At 63.3% G+C, this 1626-nt stretch carries 1 protein-coding gene; it reads right to left on the bottom strand.

Translation table 11 applies throughout. The features are described from left to right. Positions 1-133: 133 nt before the first annotated feature. Entirely contained in the window at positions 134-1213 is a 1080-nt protein-coding gene (locus J9611_RS21290) for an IS110 family RNA-guided transposase (protein ID WP_211883232.1), read from the bottom strand. Between the last annotated feature and the right edge of the window lie 413 nt (positions 1214-1626).

Genomic DNA, 1626 nt, shown 5'->3' with positions numbered 1-1626 from the left:
GAAACTGACACCGCGGACGGTTTGTGGGAAACTTGCATCTGCGAGATGTCCTCTTCCGGTACGGAAATTTTGACTGTGGTAAGCCAATTTTCCCCCAAAAGGCGAATTCCAGGGGTCGACTCTTCTATGTCTGTCAAGCCGCTTTCATCGCTGTTGCTGAGGTGTTGAGCGTGCGGTAGATACGGCGAGCCAGGTAGCGTTTGATGCAGCGGCGGATTTCCTTGTCGGTACGTCCTTCGGCGCGTCGCTTTTCCACGTACTCGCGGGTTACGCCGTCATGGGTCATCCTGGTGATCGCGACCAGGTGCAGGGCGCTGTTCAGGGTCCTGTCACCGCCCCGGTTCAACCGGTGCCTGACCGTGTTCCCCGAGGACGCGGGGATCGGATTCACCCCGGCCAGGGAGGCGAACGCCGCCTCGTTACGGACCCGGCCCTCGTGTGACCAAGCGGCGAGGCACTTCGCGGCGCTGATCGCCCTGAACCCCTTCTCCTCCAGCAACGGTGCGGCCTCGCTGACCTTGACCAGCTCGTCCAACTGCTTCTCGTTGGCCGCCAGCTGCTCATCGAGCTCCAGGGCGTGCTTGGCCAGCCGCACTGCCTCGTCACGGGCAATGGACAAGGAGAGTTCCTCCTCGCGGGTCCGCCACTTGGAGACCTCGGTGATCTGGGCGCCGGTGAGTTTCTTGCGGGCGTCGATGCCCAGGTCGTTGCTGCGCACCAGGGCGTTGAGCGCGTTGACCGACCGGGTGCGGTCCTTGGTCATGGAGGCGCGCGCCGTGACCAGGATCCGCACGCCCTGGCGAACCCCGTCATGCAGGCGAGGTCGGCGCAGTTTCTCCACCGGCAGGGGCAGGGTGGACATGACGATCTGGTGGGCGTCCAGGGCATCGGTTTTACCCACGCCGCGGCGCTTCTTGGCGTCCATGCGCGGCGCCTCGGCGACCGGGAAGCCGTGGGTGGCCACGGTGCCGGCCAGGATCGCCCCGTAGGACGCGGCGCCTTCGATCACCCAGAGGGTATCGGCATTGCCATCGGTGCGGCGGGCGACCCAGGCGATGGCTCGGTTGATCCCGGCGGCGGTGGTGGGGAACTCGCGGGTTTCCAGCAGGGCGCCGGTAGCGGCGGCAAGGATCGCGTAGACGTGGTTGCGGGCGTGAGTGTCGACACCCACGACAAATGGGTGGGCATGCGCGACGATAGACATGGCGGTCATTCGTACCTTCCTCTTCACGGATATGGTCATGGCCGCTGTCGGCCGGCACCAGTCCGGGTAGAGGTCACCAAAGGAACAGCACTGTGATGGGTCACGCCCCGCAAGGGGTGGACAATCTTCTGATCAAGCTACCGAGGTGGGCCGGACGGGTACCGGCTGGCCCACCACCGTGGACGGACAAGTCGATCGAATGACACCTGGAGGGTCAGTTGCAACATGAGTCACGTCCACGGGGTGGAAGGGCCGGTACCTATCCTGCCAGCCAGTCCCAGACCAGCTAAGAAAAGTCTCACAGTTGCAACACCCCCGAAAAACGGGAGTTGCAACACCTTTGGAAATACCATCAATAACGAGTCCTCCCTTAACGGAAAAATCATCCTTAAGGAAAGAGTCCGGACCGTCCGCCGCACCGA

This window comes from Pseudarthrobacter albicanus (assembly GCF_018224015.1).
Lineage (GTDB): Bacteria > Actinomycetota > Actinomycetes > Actinomycetales > Micrococcaceae > Arthrobacter > Arthrobacter albicanus.
Note: the sequence above shows the minus strand (reverse complement) of the source record. Positions and strands in the feature narration are given on the sequence as shown.